The sequence below is a fragment of the Halolactibacillus miurensis genome (genome assembly GCF_900116255.1).
Lineage (GTDB): Bacteria > Bacillota > Bacilli > Bacillales > Amphibacillaceae > Halolactibacillus > Halolactibacillus miurensis.
Window position 1 is genome coordinate 16,586 of sequence record NZ_FPAI01000007.1, and the last position, 20,588, is coordinate 37,173.

Here is a 20,588-nt window from a genome sequence, read left to right on the forward strand (position 1 = left end):
CACTCTAACTTATTGTTGCATTAATGCAATATCTTCTTTTAGTAATTCTACAGCTTCATCAAGTACTTCTTGTGGGTCTTCACCTTGAGAAATAAATGTTAAAGCATCTGCAATTGGTTCCCAAACTTTAGACATTTCAGGAATGTTTGGCATTGGGTGAGCATATTGCGTTTGATCAAAGATCGCTGCCATTAATTCATTATCAATTTCAACTTCTGTGTGTCCTGGAAGTTCACCAGCGACTTCAAAGTAAGTTGCTGAGCTGTCAGCGTTTGTTGCAAATAATGCTAATTCAGTTGCCCAATGTTGGTTCTCAGTGTAATAAGATACTAACCAACCTTTGTTACCAGAGAATGAATTTAATACTTCGCCATTGACTTCTGGTAAGATTGCGATACCTAAGTCATCGCCTAAAGCACCTTGGTAATCAGGAATAGCCCATGGTCCGTTAACAACCATACCGACTTTACCATCCATGAATAGACCGTTAATAACGTCTAAGTCAGCACCTTGTGGGATAAGACCTTCTTCAAACCATGATTGGATTGTTTCTGCACCAGCTACTGCACCTTCATTGTTTAAGCCAATATCAGATGGATCGTAGTTACCGTTATCATCTTGTGCGAAGATGTAACCACCGTCACCAGTTAAGAATGGATAGGTGAAGTAGAAGTCTAATGCGTTCATCATGAAACCATATTCATCATTAGAAGCATCTGTTAAGTCACGTGCAATTGTCATTAAGTCATCCATTGTTTTTGGTGGTTCTGGAACTAATGCTTTGTTGTAGAATAAAGCATATGTTTCAACAACGGCTGGAATACCGTATTGAATGCCTTCATAGTTGAATGCGTTGAACGCTTCTTGATTGTAACCTGATAATTGCGCTTGTTGTTCTTCAGTAAATTCTAACTCAGCTGCCACACCTTGTAAGTGAATATCTCCCATACGGTCATGTGGTTGGAAGAAAAGATCTGGACCTTGACCAGACGGACCATCTAAACCAATACCATCTAGTTGATCAAGCATGCTGTATGGTGTTACTTCAACTTCGATACCATACTCATCTGTAAAGCGAGCAAAGATTTCATCATAAGCATCTAATTGTTGCTCTTCGTCGTTTACCCAAACTTTTAATGATTCGGGTTTTTCTGGAAGATCTGATGATGCGTCATCGTCACCTTCACCTTCAGTATCTGATTGTTCTGAATCTGATCCTGTGTCTGTACCACCATCATCTGTTGCCTCGTCATCGCCACTACAAGCGACTAAAAACATTGACAATACCAACATAAGTAAAGCTGTTAACCAAAACGATTTACCTTTTAACATGTGTGTTTCCCCCTCTAAAATGAGTGATATAAGTGTGCCTGTCACCTTGCCTTCTCTATCTCCCCTTACTTACGATGAATTAAACCGTTTTCAAAAGATTTTCTAATAAACTGAAGTTTGGCAGCTTGCGTATGTAGCTTATTAGATGACGGAAGCAGGTGACCTGCTTGAACGATCCTTGCAACCTCAGTCGCTTGCGCAAATTGTGAAATCGCTTGCACCGTTCAATAAATTCATTATACTATTAAACGCTTACAAATGACAACCCCTTTTTAAAAAAAAGTTAAAAAATATTGTAAACGCTTAACGCATTGCTAATGCTAATTTTTTTATTCGACTAATCGGCCAGCTGTCGACTCTAATGAATTCACATTTGTTGTGAGTGCCTGCTGACGTTTGGCTTGATCTTCAATGATATTTGTGACTTCTTTAATCTTCTCTTGCAAACCGGTTGCACCATTCGCTAGTTCTGTCACAGACGAGGCCACATCTTCAATCGCCACGTTAATTTGTTCAACCGACTGATTAATCTCAGATTGTTCTTGTGTTAAGCGCGAATTATCGACAGCAATTGTTTCAAATAAGGCCGTGGATTGCTTTGTTTGATCCAAACTTTGATTTGTTTGGACTTCAAATGTTTCAAACGTCTTAACGACAGCTTCTACTTCTTCTAGTAAGGACGCCAGTACTTCTTTCGTTTGATCACTAAATGTATTTGTTCCTTGCGACAACTTTCTAATTTCATCTGCCACAACCGCAAAGGTCCGACCTTCTTTACCTGCTTTAGCTGCTTCAATGGACGCATTAATGGCTAATAGGTTCGTTTGATCGGCAATATCATCAATCCCTTGAATAAAGGAAGTAATGTGGTCTAACTTACTTTCAATCGAATCAATCCGTTGTTTAGTTGAATGTGTTTGTGTACTTAATGCATGCATGGTACTTTCTAATGCTGTCATTAAGTCTTTTCCATCATTTGAAATTGTTTTCACTTCTTGTAAGCGTGTGTTCATGTGATGCATGGATGTTTGAATCTCTTCAGCTGATGCGGATACTTCTTCTGTTGTAGCAGAAATCGTCCCGGTTGAATCGGCTTGTTTTTCCATTTCTTCATTAAAAGTTTGCATCATCTGTTCAATGTCTTCCATTCCTTGCATTTGTTTATTCGATTGGGTAGCTGTTGTTTTTACAACATCAATCACTTCAGCTGCAACCATTTGACTTCGTTTCATTAACTGGTCAAGCCTCTCACCCATCTCACTTAATCGTAAATCAATTAAGCCAAATTCATCGTGACGTGATTGACCTTGTGTAAAGGTAAGATCGCCTTCATGGTAATGTTTAATACGGTCCATGACATAACGAACGCCGTGTTTTAAGCTACTCGCAAAAAGCGTTAGACTTATAAGAGGGACGATAATTAACATGACTAGTGCGACCATGATAACGACACTTGATGTTTGCAGCGCTGACTCCATTTCTTCTGATACGGCTTCTCTATCTAATGCCAATTGTTCGACTATGCGGCTATTCACATTTTCAATCACTTGCAAGTTTCGCTCAATCACTGGCGTCACTCGCATCGCAATTCGGTTTTGTTCATCCCCTACAAAGATACTCGTAAAGTTCTCATCATAAATACTGCGGTAATCAGCAATCGCTGTATCTAAATTGACAAAGTAATTATGTAGCGGACTATCTTCATGAATGGTTTGATTAAGTTCATCAAAAATGACTCTTGCGTTACTGATACTAGATTCAGCATCTTCTGCCGCATTCTTATCATAGCCTGATGACACAAGCTGATAATATTTAATGCTTGTTGTGTTGAGCTCGGTGACTAAATCAGAAAATTGTTGTTGGAAGCGCGCCGATTGATCAAGTGATTGACTTGCTTCTTCCACTTTCGAAGAATACGTGAAAATTACTGCTGCTGCGATTACACAAATGAATACAATGAGTGCAATTAAACCATACAGACGATGAATCAACTTTCGATCTTTCACTTTCTTTTTTGTATTCGTTTTCATTTTGTCTTTACTAAAAAAACGAATTGGGTGCTCCTTTGTCTCTTTTTTCTTACTGAACATTGTCATTCTCTCACCCCTATGCGTGTAATAAAAGTAATCGTTTAATTATTGATGTATTTCTTTGAGTGCGCAAACGATTCCATAGGAGTAGCATACCATTTTTTTATAAAAAAGACCATACCTTTTTTACTACAACCACATCCTTTTTTCCGATAATTCCCTTCACAACGTGTGTATTGACCATAGTAACCCTTCTCATATCAACGTCTTTATAAATTATTTTAATTAACGTCTAATTAAAGTATAGGGGAATCATCTCCACATCACAATATCATATTCTACTAAGAAATCAGTGGATTCTTATATTGTCTAAACAAGCAAAAAAGCCCGCAACAAAGCGGATGAACCGCCTATTAAGACGATTCACCCGCAAGATATTCTTATACTGATTCTATTTATAATGTTTTTTAAATTCTATCTATTGTTACGCATCATGAAATCGATCGGTAACCGCACCTAACGAGCTACAGCTGACATTATGCGCATATTTACCTAAAACCCCGCGCTGATACAGTTGCGGTCGTTCCCATTTTTCGAAGCGCCGCTCAATCTCTGCTTCATCTACATGTAAGGTGAGCTCTTGTGTAACGGAATCTATGGTAATCTCATCATTCTCTTCAACGACCGCAATTAAGCCACCATCCATGAGTTCTGGTGCGATATGACCAACGACGAGGCCATGTGTTCCTCCTGAGAAGCGGCCGTCAGTGAGTAGCGCCACTTTTTCTCCTAAGCCTTTACCTACAAGAATCGCAGAAATCGACAACATCTCCGGCATACCCGGTCCGCCTTTTGGTCCGACACCACGAATGATTAAACAATCACCTGGTTTAATCTCATTATTCATCACCGCCTCAGTCGCCGCTTTTTCTGATTCAAAGACGCGCGCAGGGCCGCGGTGGTGGGTGACTTTTACCCCTGAGACTTTGGCGACTGCTCCGCGCGGAGCTAAATTACCTTTAAGTATGACAAGCGGTCCCGTTTTACGGTAAGGATGTTCAAATGGCCGGATAATATCTTGACCTGCTGCAAAATGCGGAAAATCTTCAAGGTTTTCCTTTAATGTTTTACCCGTCACAGTTAAACAATCCCCGTGGAGATAACCATGCTCAAGTAATAACTTCATCACAGCCGGTACCCCACCAATTTTAAATAAGTCTTCCATGACATATTTTCCACTCGGCTTTAAGTCAGCTAAGTGTGGGACTGTTTTTTGGAGTCGGTCAAAATCATCAATCGTAATATCGACATCAATCGTATTCGCAATCGCCAGTATGTGTAGGACCGCATTCGTTGACCCACCAAGTGCCATGACGACCGTGATCGCATTTTCAAAAGCCTCTTTTGTCATAATGTCTTTCGGATAAATGCCTTTTTCTAATAAGTGATAGACGGCTTCACCGGCACGCAAGACATCCTCATACTTTTCTTTTGATTCCGCAGGATTTGAAGAACTGCCAGGAAGGCTCATCCCCATCGCTTCTACCGCGCTCGCCATCGTATTTGCGGTATACATCCCGCCGCAACTCCCTGCACCAGGACAAGCCGCACATTCAATGCCGTGTAATTCTTCACCTGAAATATCTCCGTTATTATGTTTGCCAACCCCTTCAAAAACAGAGACAATGTCTAACTTTTCGCCATTTCGATAACCAGGAGCAATTGTACCGCCATAAACGAATACAGCTGGTACGTCCGTCCGACTGATCGCCATCATACAACCCGGTATATTTTTATCACAGCCACCAATCGCGACATAGGCATCTAAATTTTCCGCTTGAATCACCGTTTCAATTGAATCGGCAATCACATCACGACTCGGCAAACTAAAGCGCATCCCTTGGGTCCCCATGGAAATACCATCAGAGACCGTAATAGAATTGAAAATCATGCCGGTCGCACCATTTTTCACAACACCCTCCTTGGCTTTTTCAGCTAAACTATTTAAATGAATGTTACACGGGGTAACTTCGCTCCATGTACTGGCGATACCTATCATTGGTTGTTTAAAGGATTGATCGGTTAACCCAACCGCACGAAGCATGGCACGATTTGGTGCTCGTGTTGTTTCATCAAAGACATGACTCTTGATTCGTAAATCTTTCTCCATCACGTTCACTCCATTCCTTTTTCTTTAACTATAACGTGTACTGCATGAATTTTCAAACTTTTATGTCAATTCATCAGATTTTCTGTCTCTTATCATTCTCCGACTTATATTCTACCGATATAGAAAATAAATAATACACTAAAAAGACTCATCGTCACCGGTGAGTCTTTTTAGATTCATATTAAGCCGTGACTTCGACTAAACGTTTTAAATATTTCTTAGCCACTGTCGCACCTTTGACACGTACAGGTAAACTTGGATCAATAATCACTTGCACCTGATGATTAATGACCGCGTCTTTTAACGCTTCGATCGTAACGACGTCATGAAGCGTATTATAAATGACCCCGTACTGTAGAAAATGATGCGTATCACTTCCGCCAACGATTGGTAAGTTTAGCCGATGTGCTACGTCAGTTAATTTCGCTTGGTAATTCGCCATATCATAACTAAACAGGTCCTTTCCATTTAGATCTAACGCATCGAAATACTGTAGTTGTTGATCCGTTAAATGAATCAGCGGGGTTGATTCACGGTAGAAATGCGCACCAATAAATAAACAATTGTTTGCCTTTACCCATTCATTTAATTGATCAATGGAAAGGAAGTGACCTTTTGTTGTGTAAGGCTCTAACTGTTCCCGAATTGTTCGAATTGATTGGCGTTGACCAATGACAAGCGTATGTCCGCCTTCCTTTACATCGACTTCCATCCCAGGAAAGACTTTAAATCCCTTAACCTCATAATAGTCATCGATATATGGATAATGCGCATCTAAGTAATCGTACACATCAAAGAAACAAATCGTATTAAAATGTTCGGTTAAACAAATCGCGTCGAGTCCGTTTAACTTCGCCTCCTCAATCATTTGTTCAAAGTAGTCCGGATGAAAAGCTGATTTTTTTGATATTTTTACATGGCTATGAAAATCTATATGCATATGGACACGTCCTTATCATTAATATTTGATCATTTATATTATCTGTTTCCTTCTTATAGAGATTACTCAGTCCCTCATATGACTGCATCATACATTATCCGTTTGTTGATGGGATCGTAACCAAAGCATGAGCTAACTGAGCCATATCAAGGCGATAAAGTAACTGATACTTAAGCTAAAGAACAACACATCACGTCTTTTAATAGTTAAATGTTGCAGTTTTAACTGTTTTACTTTTGGGTGGTTAAATCCGTATAAACTTCCCTTTGATTCAAGTGCTTCGACCATCGTCCGCGAACGTTTCGCTACAGACAACATAAGCGGATAAAACGACTTAATTAATAGTTTGATATAATAGAAGAGATGCCGGCTATAAAAAAGCCCTTTTTTCGCAGGTTTTTTTCCTCGTAATCGGTAGGATAAAAAGATATGATGGTATTCCTCGACTAACGTCGGCAACATACGATACGCATAACCAATACTAAATGAGACTTGACCAGGGACGCCAATTTTTAACAACCCATCACTCAACTTCTCCGGTGACATGGAACAAAATACAACGATACTCGCCATCGAGATAACCGATAATTTTAGGGTGAGTTTTAACAGTGGCAACATCGCCGTGACGTTTCCACCGAAAAATAACCCGACAATGAGATAAGACCCACCTTGGGTGAGTAACCCGAGCGTTAAAATAAAAATAATGAGCGGGCTTACTTTCGCCATAATCGTTAATACGACAAGAAAAGCGGCTAACCCAATCAAGACTGGGGTTGAGTGGATAAAAAACGGCACCACGCCAAAGACTAAATACCAAAGGAATAACGTCCGCGGATCTAAGCGTTGTAAAAACGTATGGTGGTAGCCATAGGCTGTATTTAAAAGTTCTATTTTAACTTGTTCGATTGACAGTTTATCTGTCAATGTTTTTACCACATCCATTTACATCACCTCTCGTTGTAAACAATCGATAAACATTTGTTGGTTTTTCATTAAGGGCAATTTGAGTCGTCGAGACAATTCTACGATTTCTGGTAAAATAATGCCGGCTTTATTTAAGACATGATAATCACCGACTAATTGTTCTGGCAATCCGTCGAAAATAATCTGACCGTTATTTAACACGATGACACGACTGGCCCAATCAAACACGAGCGACACGTCATGCGTAGCCATCACAATCGTTTTTTCTTCCCCTGTCTGACTTTGCATGAGTCGTTTCACATGTTGTTTTGCGGCCATATCAAGTGTGGCTGTTGGTTCATCCAACAACAATAACTTTGGTGACATCCCTTCACCAATGGCTAGTGACGTGCGTCGCATCTGCCCGCCGCTAAGCAGTCGCGCATCACGCGATTTAAGTGACGTTAAATCAAACCGTTCTAATAACCTAGCGACACGTTGATCTAAATCTTTAACATGTCTCATCTTTAAAAAGTAGCCGATATCTTTTTCTACACTATCGTCAATAAACATATGTTCCGGATTTTGATGAATGTAAGTCACATACTCGGCTAATTGTTCAGGTGACTGTTGACTGATGTCTTCGTTAAATATCTCAATTTGACCGGCTTTCGGTTTCATTTGGCCGGTTAACAACTTCATTAAAGTGGATTTTCCTGCTCCGTTATTGCCGATTAAGGCCACCCGTTCTCCTTGATAGAGGGTGAGGTCGAGCTGGTCAAATACTTGATGGGTTGTTTTTTCAAGTGACTGATAATGAAACGAGACACCTTGGAGCTGAACAGCTACGTCGTTATTCTCTTCTGGAGCTATTTCAACTTTGTTTTCTTCTACTTGTTTTAATAATGGCTTAAAGTAACTTTCTGCTTCATCAATCGTCAGCGGCAGCGGCTGATCATGCCAATGCATCGCTCGAGCCATCATTGTGACCTCTGGCGGATACACACCTGCTTGTGAGAGTAAGGCATCATTTTCTAGCGCTTCCCGGACTGGTGTATGAGCTAGAACTTCACCCTCACACATTAAAATGACTTCTTCAGCATAACGGGCAACAAACGAGGCATGATGCTCAATCACAATAACCGTTTTTCCTTGTTGATGCAGCGCTTGTAATTGTTTATAGATGACCTCCGCATGAAAGGGATCGAGTTGACTGACCGGTTCATCAACAATGATAATATCCGGGTCTAAACTTAAAATCCCACTCAGCGCCAGTAAATGCTTTTGACCACCACTGAGTTGCCAAATGTAACGGTCTTTTAGATGACTTATGGCCATAAGTTCAAGCGCCCTTTCTCCTCTTCTTTTAAAGTCACTCAGCCCAAAGTGCAACGGTGCAAAACAAGCGTCATCTAATACTCTTGGACTCACCAGTTGATTCTCAAAGTCCTGATACACATACCCAACGTGTTTAGATAACTCTGACACCGACACTTTTGTTGTATCATGACCATTAACGGTTGTCTTACCCGCATAGTCGCCCACATAGTAATGAGGAATAAGACCATTCAAACATTTACAGAGCGTACTTTTCCCACTACCGTTGCCACCCATAATCGCCACAAACGTCCCTTCTTTAATCGATAGCGTCACATTTTTAAGCTGTGGACTGTTCTGCCCTGGATAAGTGAAGGTCACGTCTGTCATCGTTAATTGATGTGTCATGTTAAACAACCTCCGAATAACCGTCAGTGTCTTTTCGTCCTTTGCGTTTGACCAAATAGCTAACAACAACAAGGGCGACAATGACCGGTATAGCCATCATTGGAAAGACAATCCACTCACCAAAACGGTCCACGAGCGGGGCTTCCCACTCCCAACCAAACGTCGTTTCTGATAAATACTCAAATAAGAAACTTAAACTACCGAGAACGACCGTCGCGAGTACAAACGGTACGGTAACAATGTCTGATAAGCCAAGTTGTAAATCATTCTTTCGTGGCTTCATCCCTAACAAAGGCTCAATCTTACCGTAGAGTCTTGGTACAAGGTATAGCGTGGGGAGTAAGGCGAACAAAATACCTGAAAACAGCACGTCGTTTAAAAATGCAAGTCCTTCAATCACGACAACACTTTCTGCCAAACCTTCGACCGCTTCTAATTCTTCAACCCCCACCCATACTTTTAAAATATCAACACTCATACTTATAAACTGGTGCAGGATTACACCAACCATCGCTCCAAGCGCGACTTGTTTTTTATTTTCCGGGTTACGGACACTGACCCCTGCAATAAAAATCGCCAGTGAAAAGGCGATAAACTTCTCTAACTCACCAATCCCACCAAACTGCCCTAGCATAATCTCACCGAAGATCACCTCACCTAAACTTGCGCCAATAGCCGCGTATAAGGGATGGAAAATCATCGCTAAGCTAAGAGGAATAAAAGCAAAGTACTCAACCGACAATTCAATCGGCCCTAAGTAAAACTTCGGAATAAGTTCGGTGATCATGTTAGATAGTCCGTAAAGCGACATCGACAAAATAAACACCATCATTTTTTGTGACTGTGTTAAAGTAAAGCGTTGATGTGTATTCAAATGAAACAGCTCCTTTAATTAAGTGATACGTTAAGTATATCGGTCGGAGATGAAGCTAGTATATGAGTCATGTAAAGACGCTGTAAAATATTGTGCATCTTTAAACATTATGTAAAGTTTCTTACATTCCCGCTTTTCACTGCACGGATTTTGCTATAATGACGCTACATACCGTTATGATAAGGAGCGAAATAAATGTTTAACTTTCCAACGAAAAACTTAACACCGAATCAAATGAAAATTGCCGACTACTTTAATAGACAGGCCCAACAAGCTCTACTTAAAACGGAAGAAGAAATTGCTAATGACTTAAAGATTAGTAACGCTACAGTGTCGCGTTTTTTTAAGGTGCTTGGTTACAGAAATTACAAAACCTTTAAACAAGCGCATATTCATAAGCTTTCTTCCTCTCCACAAAACAAGTTACAACAAGCAAAAGAAACCTCGTCGATAGGACCGATGAGGTTTCAAAAGTTACTCGATTATTTATACAAAACAGAAACAGGTCTTGCAAATACGTACGTGAGCCGCTTCGTTCATTTAATCAAACAAGCCTCAACCGTTCATATTTTTAGTTTTGGGGTCACGAAAGGATTGGGCGAATTATTGTTTTATCGCCTGCGCCGCTTAGCGATTCCCGTCGAACTTCACACTGAAGGAGGTAGTGAACTCATGGAGACGTTGTTGCATTTACAACCAACCGATACAGTCATTTTTTTCAGTTTCTCAAGATTGATCAATGAGACAAAGGCGTTATTACACGTCACGGAGAAAAAAAGCATCAAGACCATCGGCTTAACTGACCAAGATAATTTAGCAGACCAGTACCCGGCACTGCTAATATTTCTCACCGATCGCGGGAAGCCGAATGAATTCCACTCGATGATCGGACCGACGTATTTAATTGAACGTTTAATAGAAGCATTAATTAAAGAAACAACAGCTGAGACAACAGCCGAGGCTTTAGTGGCGTTAAGGTCAGAATTGAAGGCATTTTTACCACGTTAACCTTGCGCACACTGGCGCAAGAGTCCGACGAGCTTTTGTTGGTCAAACGCTAGTGCTTCTAACTCACAGTCTGCTTTCACTAAGCAGCCAAAAGTATCTTCATCTATTAATGCCACAAAACCCACTAAATGTTCTACTGTCTTCGCATGAATGGGGCCGATATATACACCAGCCCGCTGGATCCATGCCAACCAGTAAAACAGTGGATGGGTGTACGTTAAAGCGGGAACGAGCACGGTTTCTTCAGTCTGAATTAAATAGTCATCTGAGAGTGTAACGAAACACTCAATATGTCCATGACAATAACACAAATGGTCCTCCCCGTCATATATAATGACCATCGGCTGACTTGCCCTTACCCAAACTACATCAAGTGCTTGATTTGTTTGGGTGAGCTGATTCATATGTTCCGTAAACATGACCTGTTGTAACGTCGTTAGTCGGTTCACTTCAATCAACCGTCTTAACGTATAGTCTGTCACAATAATCTTAATCTGTTCTTTTTCTGCGATTTGTGTCACACACGCTGTTTCGTGATCACAAACGACCGCAATCGCACCTAAACGGATAATCGCAAGCAATGTCTGGTGAAACACCTTACCTGTTTTAAGTAAGACAAGGACTTTATCATCTTTGCAGATACCATTATCTTGAAAGATCCTACTATAGTTATTTACAGCTGCTTGAAAGTCACCAAAGGACATTGACTGACTTACCGGTTCTGATTCGATCAAACACGGCACGAATCCGTGCCCTAATTCCACATGCTGATCCATTAAATGAAAAACCGCATTCGTTTTTGGCGCATCGTCAAAGCGGTGATCTAATAACGGCTCTTTTAAATCGGTTCTTACCATCTCACATCATTCCTCTCTCTATACATTCGTATGAAACATTGTGATAAGAAAGGCGATCAATGACGAAAACACGCATCCATTAATTGAATGCGTGTTAATTTCATAACGAACATTCATCATTCAAAGCCTTCTGCTTTGCTGGTTGGGGCACCTTACTCATGTAGGTTGCCGTGAAGTCTTAGAGCCAGATCTCTCGTTCACTCGTGATAAACACCTATGCAGTTGTTTTAGAAAATTATAACATAAATTCCGTAATTGTAAAGAGGTTATACGCCAAAATACACAAGTTGCCAACTCACACCAAACTGATCATTAAACCAAACCATCTGTTGATGGCATTGATACGTATCTAATGGCATTAACACTTCTCCATTAACGGCTAAGTAATCATATAATCTTTTTAATTCTTCTAATGACTCACACTCGATCACAAGTGAAGTACTTGGAGTAAACGTGAAGGGATGGTCGACAATACTATCAAAACAAAGCACGGTTTGATTATGTAAGGTGATAATCCCTCGTGATACTTTATGTTGGTCTGCTTCTCTCCCGTGGCCATAGCGCATCAATTCTAATATTTCTGCCCCTTTAAAAGCCCCCACATAGAAGCGCATCGCTTGTTCTGCCTCACCTCTAAACATTAAACACGGATAAAGTAAAGTCATAATCATTCCTCCTACAAGTTACACATGTATTCTCCTGACGTTTCATCCACATGAAAATATAAACGTCTTTCTTTCCATTATAACGTAAAATTGTCAATGCCGCTTCAGCGTTTACGATATTTTTCAGAAAGATTAGAAAGATTACCCGTAAAATGTTTAACGCTTTCATATTTCGGTTAGATACAGGGTAAGGACAGAAAAAAATGATTGAATGGAGGCTTTTACATGACCATCAAGAAAACAATCAAAAAACTCGAAAGTTTATACTTAGAAAGTCCAGAAAAATTCTTTACAATGTATTTAAACACGGATCCGGCTGACCCTGACCAACAAGGTGGCGAATGGCGGATACATTTAAAAAATGGACTCAATCGTTTTGAAAAATACTTAGACACCGAAGACAATAAAGATGAATTAAAAAAATTCCAACAAGTAAAAAAAGCCGTCAAAGATTTCTTTAAAGAAAACGAATTAGATTTAAAGAAAAGCGTCATTATTATCGCAACACCGGATGAATTTGTTTACAGTGACATCCTACAAATACCGGTTGAAACGGAATTCTTCTGGGAAGAAATCGCGAAAGTTGACCAGCTCGTCAGACTGCATCAAGAATATCCAAAAGCAGGTGTCATCCTGACCCAAAAAGAAGCGATTCGACTTGTTGAAACAGAGTTAGGTAAACTGATTGACACCGTGGTCTATGAACTGGATTTAGATACAGAAGATTGGCGTAAACACCCTGCCGTTAACCGTAACCATACCTCAGCAGGGGCAAATGCAGGTAAAAGTATCAACTTGCGCGAACAATTTATTGCCCGATTTGAAGAAAACCGGAAACGTTGGTATAAATCGATTACCCCGATGCTTGATAAACTAGCGAAAGACCGTGAATGGGAATATATTTACCTCGTCGGTCCACACGAAGAAACACATGAATTAAAAGAATTGATGAATAAGCCCATCAATGCTTGTATCGATAAGAATATGTTAGATGAACACCATGATAAAGTCATTAAAGCCGTACACGACCTGTAATCGTGAGGAACTGCAGACATGCAGTTCCTCTTCCTATGTCATAACAAAACGAATGAATGACACATACTTCGAAATATATACAGGAGGTGCCTTATGCGCTTAGGTGGCTATGTTTTTGTTGATCATTTAACCCCTGAAACATGGGTGAATAAACATCTTGAAAAAGGTTTTAACAGTGCTGTCTTACCGATTAATCACACCAGTTCACAAACAGAGAGAAACGATTATGTCTCCCTAGCAAAAGAACACGATATCTTACTGAGTGAGGTCGGCGCATGGAGTAATCCGATTAGCTCAGATCTTGAGACGCGTAAAAAAGCCATCGATTATATAAAAAAACAACTCGCCTTTAGTGATGAGATTGGCGCGCGGACGTGTGTCAACATTGCCGGTTCTCTCGGCGCAACTTGGGACGGTCCAGACTGCGAACATTACACCCAACAAACATTCGAACTGATTGCCAAAACTGTTCAGGACATCATTGATGATGTCAAACCAACACAGACAACCTATAGTCTTGAAATGATGCCTTATACTCCGCCAAGTGATGTATGGGACTATAAACAGCTCGTTGACATGATTGACCGCGACGCGTTTAAAATCCACTTTGATCCGGTCAATATGATTAATAACCCGAAACGCTATTACCGAAACCGACGTGTTATGTCTGACTTTATCGATGAATTAGGTGACTTAATTGTCAATGTTCACTTAAAAGACCTTTTACTAACGTCTGATTTAACCGTGCATTTAAAAGAAGTGTTGCCAGGTACAGGCCAACTCGATTACCCGATCTTACTGAAGAAGCTCGATACGTTAGACCCGGATTTACCTGTCATTATCGAACACTTACCTGACGAGATGAGTTATGATCTCGCCAGTCAATTCATCCGAGAAGTGGCATCAAAAAATAACCTCACATGGAAATAAGACAAGCTTAGTGCTTGTCTTATTTTTAAAAACATTTTTGTTATGGACCGACATGAAGTTACTTAATTAAAAACGGTGCTTGTAAGGTAAAAGATTCTCCGTAGTCAGGCGCCTGGATTGTTTTTACTAACCGATATTCCCCGCGAGCTAAATCTTCAACGGAAAAGTCATTGTCGTATCTCTCCCCTGCCGCGAGTTGAACAGCAATCTCAATGAAAGCTAAATCAAGCGGCACTTCGCGCCACACACCGTCATCATATTTTTCAAGCGCATAATCAACACCAAAGGTCACGCTCGTTTGACCATGATTGTGCAGCACCCACGTTGCTTCTGTACCTGTGTCGTGTTCTACTTCAAAGGCAAGGTCAAGTTTTGGTAAAACATTATAAAAGACAGACAAGACCCGGTCTGTCACCTCACCTGTAGGGGTAAGGCTTTCTAATCGATACAAATAAACACCTTCTAATTCAGGAATAGTCACGGTTGTAAGATCAAATGTATCGGCTACCTCGACATTATCAATCGTAACTTCTGTGATTACTTCTCCTTCGCTCACGTCATCACCAGATTCAAGTTGGCTGATGGTAACACGCACCGTTGTTGGTTCAGGTTCACTTTCTCCGTAAGCAAATAATTGAATAGCTTGGGTACTATTTTTCTCTTTATAACCTGAAAGTAATGTATAACCAACCTGATCATCGTTGTTGTTCATAAACCACTCCCCAGTTAACACCTCTTCCCCTAATAACTCAGCTAGCGCCTCTGGTTGATAGGCTTGGTTGATATAGGGCTCAAAACTTGCTTCGAGCGCCTCGCCTCTTTCAACGCGGCTAAACAAATCTTCCTGGTTGATGTCGCCTAGGGGCGCTCTTGTACACCCTGTAAGAATCACGACAAGCCCTATAAGTCCTAACCATCGTCGTTTAACTAAACGTCGCTTCATTTATCTCATCCTTTCTAACTCATTCATGTCTGCATCTCTCGTTATATGAGTCGTTATCTAGAAGATTTTGTTACAGTTAAACGATTCCCATTTTCGACTTGATTAAACAAAGGACGAAACAATTTACACCCATCGTTGCTCATTCTATGTTAGAATGTTAACTTGTATACAAGTAATTATGAATCAGGAGTGAATATCATGTCTCGCACATTAAAATTAGATCAAACACCGATAGGAAAATTACTCTTTACCCTTGCGCTACCCAATATTTTTGCTCAAGTCGTCAACATGTTGTATAACATCGTAGACCGTATGTACATTGGACGGATCCCCGAAGTTGGTCCCCTAGCTCTAACAGGGGTCGGCATTGCTTTTCCAATCTTTATCATTATTATGTCGTTTAGCTCATTGATTGGGATTGGGGGCGCCCCGCAAGCCGCCATTAAAATGGGCGAAGGCAATAAAGAAGAAGCTGAGAAAATATTAGGTACAGGGGTAACGACGTTATTTTTCTTATCCCTTACCCTGTCTTTTGTTTTCTTCACTTTTGGACAAGACTTCCTTCAATTGTTTGGTGCAAGTAATGAAACATTACCCTTTGCCTGGGATTATTTAAAAATTATTTCCCTTGGTGCCATTACCATTCAGTTTGCGCTCGGTTTAAATCCTTATATATCGACCCAAGGGTATGCCTTATTCAGTATGATCACCATTTTGATTGGAGCGACGTTAAACATCATTTTAGACCCGATTCTTATTTTTGTATTTGATATGGGCGTAACCGGTGCGGCCGTTGCCACTGTTATTTCTCAAGCTGTTTCCGCTCTATGGGTACTTAAGTTTTTAACCGGTAAAAAAACAGAGCTTAGAATCAGATGGTCCTACTTAAAAATTAAACCACAGTATTTAATTATGATTGTGACATTAGGCATCTCACCTTTTATCATGCAAAGTACAGAGTCATTGTTAAACATTACGTTTAACCGGTCGTTACAACTTTATGGAGGTGACCTCGCGGTCGGGGCGATGACCATCACGGCTAGCCTCATGCAGATGCTCATCTTACCCCTCATGGGCTTAAGCCAAGGGGCTCAACCTATCATGAGTTATAACTACGGTGCTGGTAACACGACGCGCGTCAAACAGACGTTCAAACTATTATTTCTCGCTTCACTCAGTTATTCGTTTCTTTTTTGGCTTTCTTTAAAATTATTCCCACATGTTTTCATTGGCATTTTCACTAACGATCAAGCCTTGATTGATATCACGACCGATACCATTAGTGTCTATATGGCTGTCGTCTTTTTATTCGGCGCGCAAATCTCTTGCCAACAAGCTTTTATCGCGTTGTCTGAAGCCCGCGTTTCACTGTTTTTAGCGCTATTACGTAAGATCCTTTTATTAATTCCACTGATTTTACTCTTACCGCGCATCATTGAAGATCAAACCTTTGCGGTGCTTGTGAGTGAACCGATTGCCGACTTCATTTCTGTCGTGACAACCGTATCTGTCTTCTTTTACTTATTCAACAGAATATTACTTAGACGAAAACAAATGCTTGTGAATGAAGTGAGTACAACACCCGCTTCACCTGATACTTTAAGTTAAATGAAAAACGGTAAAGACATATAGTCTCTACCGTTTTTTCTAGTCTTCATAAATCATTTTTTTCGTCATCCCACCGTCAATCACAATGTTTTCTCCGTTAATGAAAGCTTGATTTTCATCCGCTAAAAATAACGCAAGTCGTGCGACATCATCCGGCTTACCAACACGGTTAGACGGGTGCTGCGCATGATCGACGTCCGTTAATGCTTGATGATCACCTGTCTCAATCCAACCAGGGCTAATGGCATTGACGGTAATATTATGTGGCTGTAAGCTCATCGCCATCGCATGGGTTAATGAATGTATCGCCCCTTTTGATGCCGCATAACTTTCTGTATTCGGTTCTGACATAAAGGCACGTGTTGACCCGATATTGATAATGCGACCACCATCAGGCATTCTTCTTGCGACATGTTGACTAAACAAAAACGTGCTATACAGATTTGTTTTTAAGACGTCATCAAACTCCTGATAACTCAATTCCAAGAACGGTTGAACTTTCGTGATACCGACATTGTTGATAAGGACTGAAAATGTCACCTTCTCTTGGTCCATCTTTCGAAAGAAAGCTTCGATTGCTTCAGGTTTTGTCACATCAACATGATAGTAAGACGCATCACAAGCGATGGCAAGTGCCTCCCCTTGATGATCATCGACATCAACAAAGACAACATGAACACCCGCTTCTTTAAATGTTTGAACAAGCGCCTTACCAATCCCATTAGCGCCTCCAGTAATTAATGCGACCTGGCTCATTAACCTCTCTCCTATCTTATGATGAAAGTAATTGAATGATTTTAAAGACAAGAATTTAATCTCTAGCCCGATATACTTTAACAGTTAGATGCTCATCTTCATAGTTCACTTCACCTTTATCCACAAGTGAACCGAGTAAGTTTAATTCTGAGTAGTTGCGGTGCTCGCCGAGTAAGGACCAGTAATAATCTTCATATTCGACTTGTCGTTCTGCGTTTAGGACGTCATACAGTTCATCCACGTCATCCGGTTTCTTACTGATCTGACCGATAATCGTAATAATCACATGTTCTTTCCCATATTGGACATCAATTTGAACATCAATAATATGGTGCATAAAGAAATAACTTAACAGTTCGTTGACAATCTTAATGACTTTCATCCGTTCACGTGTCATGTTTTTCGCCTCCGTTTTTTACGATTAAGTGAATCAAAAATAGGCACAAGTAATGCCGCCACAAAGCCACCACTAAAGCCATTATTATATAAATTCATGCCACCGTGCAGCATGCCAACATTCATCACCATAGAAATATGAACAAAACCCGCAATAATACCGTATAGTGGCCCGTAAGCACCCGCGATTGGGGCCAATGTTGTCCCGAATAGAGCCGCTAAGACTGCTCCTGTCGATGAGACGTCCCATACTTTTAATAAAGAGGATAAAAAGACCCCTGTTAAAATAGGCCAGACATTATTAATATGCTTACCAAAGGCACCAAAACCAACAACGGTGAAGATGCCACCGATGGTCGGCCCATTAATTTGACCGCCAACGAGGATAATATAACCGAGTGACAAGTAACCAAGTAACGCCATATTGATTAAACTCACACCAAAACCATTTAGAAAGACAAAGTCGGTGACTAATCGACCAGAATGTTGTAGGAGCTTTTTATATGAACTCCTTCTAAATCGGTTAAATATAAGTCCTAATACTAACATAATAAAAAAGAATAGCGAGAAATAGATGAAAAAGGGCCGGTTATACCCTTCCTTTACAAGTAAAACGACCGGTGTCTCTAGATTAAAAGAACGAAAGATGGCCATCATCAACATCCCAATCATCCCAGCGGTAAAACCAATATTGTATAAGTTAAACCCTTGGTGAAACGGAATAAAGTGATTGGCGAGTGGTGGTAAAATAAACCCGACCACAATACCAAAACCGATCCCTAACGGGATGGCTAAATACGGCTCAAAACCAAAACCAAAGCTTACTTGGCTAACTAACGGACCCAGAGCCGTTCCAAATAAAGCTGGTAACAGCAGCTTGCCTAATACCGTTTTTTGGTACCGCGCCCGTAAGTAAACCCCTAATATAATAGGGATGATATTATAGACATTCTTTCCGAAGAAAGCAAAGCCCATAATCGTAAAAGCTGCCGCAATAATTGGGCCGTTCATATGTACATTATTGCGATAAGCAAGCGCAATCGTCACAAGCATCAACAGTCCCGCATTAAAAAAACTCGCCCCGATATTACCAACAACCATATAGTCGGTAATCAATATACTCGGACTCTTTAAGATTTGAATTAAACCTGTGATAATTTCCGCTGGTGTATTAAAAATAAAACCACTTGAAAGAATTAATAGCGCAAAAAAACTGATCACCGCATATTTAATTGGATCATCTACTTTAAGGCCCCGATCATTTGCTAGTTCTATGTTTTTACGCCTGAGTATTCTAAACCATCTCCAATTCTCCAATGTAAACTCCCCCTTGTTGACATGTGTCTTATCTGTTTTACCATTCCTTTTTTCATCCCATTTAAAACACGTTTTTAACACTAGTATACATGCACTTTCAGTGCTCAGTCATTAAATACGCTACCTTAATTACGCTCTAGAAATCTTATCTTTCATCATTTTCATCGTACTGATGACTACTCATCACCCCTTATTACGACGTGTTCTTAGCTAAACGTTAGCCATTTGTAAAGCCATCGTGCTTCACGGCAAAAAAATAGCCCCGTCCTTAGAAGGAGCATGGGCCTCATCGCTAAAATGTTTGTATTGTATGCAGCGTAACATTTCAGTCAAAAAATACGCGTAAAATAATACGATGCTTTACTCCATCTAGTCTAGCAATTGACTATCCAAGTGAGCAACTTAAAAGTGAAAAGTAACATTAAAATTAAAAGAACCCTTGTATATCAAGGGTTCTCGGTAGTGACTTCGACTGGGCTCGAACCAGCGACCCCCACCCTGTCAAAATAAACCTAATCCCTTTTTATTAATTCTATAATTTAAAAACCGCTATTATTGGCGGTTTTATTTTTTTTTTTAATTTAACTAACTACAATAAATTGTGGTCATGTGGTCAAAATGTGGTCAATCGTTTTACTTACTTTGTATCATAAGTGTATCACGATAAAAAATTTTTTCAATTAGCAGGAATTTAATAATATCATACAGAATATTACATCACAAGACAAAAACTGAGGAGAATTGAAATGAATCATAATTATTGGAAAGTTGGTATGTATGAGTGTAAAATGATTACGCATTGCTTTAAAGTTGATTCAGAATCTCAAGCTAAAAAGATTGCTGAAGGTTGGTCGAAATTTGATGCGCCCATGGAAATATTTATTATAACTGATAACGGTACATTTTTGAATAGAGGTGGTTATAGTCAATTGTTTAAGAGTTGGTAAATATTTAATTATGCTTTTATCTCGGAAAACTTCTATCAATCTAAAAAAGCCACTCATGTAAAGCGTAGGACTAGATCTTTACTTATCAACCAGTTTTTCAATGTTACTGTTTAATAGACTAAGCTTTCTAATAATTCTCTATTTTTTTCCTT

Annotated in this window: 18 protein-coding genes and 1 riboswitch; of the genes, 5 read left to right on the plus strand and 13 right to left on the minus strand. The window is 40.0% G+C overall.

The features are described 5' to 3' along the window. Positions 1-9 precede the first annotated feature (9 nt). From BM390_RS06060 to BM390_RS06090, 7 genes are all read right to left on the minus strand, one after another. Positions 10-1,332 (minus strand): extracellular solute-binding protein, encoded by a 1,323-nt coding sequence (locus BM390_RS06060; RefSeq protein ID WP_089853367.1) that lies wholly within the window; start codon positions 1,330-1,332, stop codon positions 10-12. A gap of 329 nt (positions 1,333-1,661) precedes the next feature. Then, positions 1,662-3,428 (minus strand): methyl-accepting chemotaxis protein, encoded by a 1,767-nt coding sequence (locus BM390_RS06065; RefSeq protein WP_231631433.1) that lies wholly within the window; start codon positions 3,426-3,428, stop codon positions 1,662-1,664. A 418-nt stretch (positions 3,429-3,846) separates the two neighbouring features. Continuing rightward, a complete protein-coding gene (gene ilvD / locus BM390_RS06070) occupies positions 3,847-5,532 on the minus strand; it encodes a dihydroxy-acid dehydratase (RefSeq protein ID WP_062321283.1) in 1,686 nt (561 codons plus the stop codon). Between the two features lie 181 nt (positions 5,533-5,713). Continuing rightward, the gene (locus BM390_RS06075; RefSeq protein WP_062321281.1) at positions 5,714-6,472 is read right to left on the minus strand and encodes a PHP domain-containing protein; all 759 of its coding nucleotides are present in this window, start codon (positions 6,470-6,472) and stop codon (positions 5,714-5,716) included. Between the two features lie 132 nt (positions 6,473-6,604). Next, complete coding sequence (locus BM390_RS06080; protein WP_062321278.1) at positions 6,605-7,414, minus strand: energy-coupling factor transporter transmembrane component T family protein; 810 nt, start codon at positions 7,412-7,414, stop codon at positions 6,605-6,607. Next, the gene (locus tag BM390_RS06085) at positions 7,415-9,100 is read right to left on the minus strand and encodes an ABC transporter ATP-binding protein (protein WP_089853370.1); all 1,686 of its coding nucleotides are present in this window, start codon (positions 9,098-9,100) and stop codon (positions 7,415-7,417) included. A 1-nt stretch (position 9,101) separates the two neighbouring features. Then, on the minus strand, positions 9,102-9,932 hold the full coding sequence (locus BM390_RS06090) for a DUF8171 family membrane protein (protein ID WP_369813813.1): 831 nt from the start codon (positions 9,930-9,932) through the stop codon (positions 9,102-9,104). A 237-nt stretch (positions 9,933-10,169) separates the two neighbouring features. On the opposite strand from BM390_RS06090, the gene BM390_RS06095 reads away from it, so the two are divergent. Beyond that, entirely contained in the window at positions 10,170-10,982 is an 813-nt protein-coding gene (locus BM390_RS06095) for a MurR/RpiR family transcriptional regulator (protein ID WP_062321273.1), read from the plus strand. On the opposite strand, the gene BM390_RS06100 is transcribed toward BM390_RS06095, so the two are convergent. Further along, on the minus strand, positions 10,979-11,839 hold the full coding sequence (locus BM390_RS06100; RefSeq protein WP_089853373.1) for an AMP-binding protein: 861 nt from the start codon (positions 11,837-11,839) through the stop codon (positions 10,979-10,981). The two genes, BM390_RS06095 and BM390_RS06100, sit on opposite strands and share 4 nt — an antisense overlap. Positions 11,840-11,949: 110 nt before the next feature. Beyond that, a riboswitch (SAM riboswitch) is annotated at positions 11,950-12,052 on the minus strand. Positions 12,053-12,105: 53 nt separating this feature from the next. Beyond that, complete coding sequence (locus tag BM390_RS06105; RefSeq protein WP_062321267.1) at positions 12,106-12,504, minus strand: VOC family protein; 399 nt, start codon at positions 12,502-12,504, stop codon at positions 12,106-12,108. Positions 12,505-12,729: 225 nt separating this feature from the next. Between BM390_RS06105 and BM390_RS06110 the strand changes: the two genes are divergently transcribed. Both BM390_RS06110 and BM390_RS06115 read left to right on the plus strand, forming a co-directional pair. Continuing rightward, positions 12,730-13,539 (plus strand): VLRF1 family aeRF1-type release factor, encoded by an 810-nt coding sequence (locus BM390_RS06110; protein ID WP_062321265.1) that lies wholly within the window; start codon positions 12,730-12,732, stop codon positions 13,537-13,539. Positions 13,540-13,632: 93 nt separating this feature from the next. After that, positions 13,633-14,469 (plus strand): sugar phosphate isomerase/epimerase family protein, encoded by an 837-nt coding sequence (locus tag BM390_RS06115; protein ID WP_089853375.1) that lies wholly within the window; start codon positions 13,633-13,635, stop codon positions 14,467-14,469. A gap of 58 nt (positions 14,470-14,527) precedes the next feature. On the opposite strand, the gene BM390_RS06120 is transcribed toward BM390_RS06115, so the two are convergent. Beyond that, on the minus strand, positions 14,528-15,412 hold the full coding sequence (locus tag BM390_RS06120; RefSeq protein ID WP_089853378.1) for an immunoglobulin-like domain-containing protein: 885 nt from the start codon (positions 15,410-15,412) through the stop codon (positions 14,528-14,530). 198 nt (positions 15,413-15,610) lie between these two features. Here BM390_RS06120 and BM390_RS06125 point away from each other — a divergent pair, with 198 nt between their 5' ends. Next, complete coding sequence (locus BM390_RS06125) at positions 15,611-17,020, plus strand: MATE family efflux transporter (RefSeq protein WP_089853381.1); 1,410 nt, start codon at positions 15,611-15,613, stop codon at positions 17,018-17,020. Positions 17,021-17,059: 39 nt separating this feature from the next. Here BM390_RS06125 and BM390_RS06130 read toward each other — a convergent pair whose 3' ends face one another. Genes BM390_RS06130 through BM390_RS06140 form a run of 3 tightly spaced genes read right to left on the minus strand, consistent with a single transcriptional unit; the run spans position 17,060 to position 19,489 of the window. Beyond that, positions 17,060-17,776 carry an SDR family NAD(P)-dependent oxidoreductase gene (locus BM390_RS06130; RefSeq protein WP_062321254.1) on the minus strand — a complete coding sequence of 239 codons (717 nt, stop codon included), beginning with the start codon at positions 17,774-17,776 and terminating at the stop codon, positions 17,060-17,062. A 55-nt stretch (positions 17,777-17,831) separates the two neighbouring features. Next, positions 17,832-18,173, minus strand: coding sequence for a hypothetical protein (locus BM390_RS06135; RefSeq protein ID WP_062321252.1), 342 nt, complete (start codon positions 18,171-18,173; stop codon positions 17,832-17,834). After that, complete coding sequence (locus BM390_RS06140) at positions 18,170-19,489, minus strand: DUF1576 domain-containing protein (RefSeq protein WP_218161149.1); 1,320 nt, start codon at positions 19,487-19,489, stop codon at positions 18,170-18,172. The genes BM390_RS06135 and BM390_RS06140 overlap by 4 nt, the downstream gene beginning before the upstream one ends. Before the next feature lie 746 nt (positions 19,490-20,235). On the opposite strand from BM390_RS06140, the gene BM390_RS06145 reads away from it, so the two are divergent. After that, positions 20,236-20,436: a hypothetical protein gene (locus BM390_RS06145; protein ID WP_089853385.1), complete on the plus strand. Its 201-nt coding sequence runs from the start codon at positions 20,236-20,238 to the stop codon at positions 20,434-20,436. Positions 20,437-20,588 lie beyond the last annotated feature (152 nt).